This window comes from Janthinobacterium rivuli (assembly GCF_009208735.1).
GTDB lineage: Bacteria > Pseudomonadota > Gammaproteobacteria > Burkholderiales > Burkholderiaceae_D > Janthinobacterium.
Genome location: NZ_WFLJ01000052.1, coordinates 1 through 711 on the forward strand (window position 1 = coordinate 1; position 711 = coordinate 711).

Annotated in this window: 1 protein-coding gene; it reads left to right on the forward strand. The window is 65.3% G+C overall.

The window, feature by feature from the left end; genetic code table 11:
- Nucleotides 1-711, forward strand: a 711-nt coding sequence (locus GCN78_RS28835; RefSeq protein WP_152254745.1) for an aldehyde dehydrogenase family protein, incomplete at both ends; no start/stop codon positions are given.

Consider the following 711-nt stretch of genomic DNA (forward strand, 5'->3'; position numbering starts at 1 on the left):
CCAAGGGCGAAGTGACGCGTGGCATCGAAGTGGTGGAATTTGCCTGCGGCATCCCGCAGCTGATGAAGGGCGAGTATTCGGAACAGGTGGCCGGCGGCATCGACGCTTGGTCCATCCGCCAGGCGCTGGGCGTCTGCGTCGGCATCACGCCGTTCAACTTTCCCGTGATGGTGCCGATGTGGATGTTCCCGATGGCGATCGCCTGCGGCAATACCTTCGTCTTGAAACCATCGGAACGCGACCCGTCGGCCAGCCTGCTCTTGGCGCAGCTGTTGACGGACGCGGGCTTGCCGGACGGCGTCTTCAACGTGGTGCAGGGCGACAAGGAAGCCGTGGATGGCTTGCTGCATCACCCGGACGTGCGCGCCGTCAGCTTCGTCGGTTCCACGCCGATCGCCGAAACCATCTACGCCACCGGCTGCGCGCAAGGCAAGCGCGTGCAAGCCCTGGGCGGCGCGAAGAACCACATGGTCGTCATGCCGGACGCGGATATCCCGCAGACGGTGGACGCCCTGATGGGCGCGGCCTTCGGCTCGGCCGGCGAGCGCTGCATGGCCATTTCCGTCGTCGTGGCGGTGGGCAACGTGGCCGATCAATTGGTCGAAGCCTTGGTGCCGCGCATCGCGGCCTTAAAGATCACGCAAGGCATGGATCTGTCGGCCGAGATGGGACCGGTGGTGACGCAGGTGCACAAGGACAAGATCGCCGGCT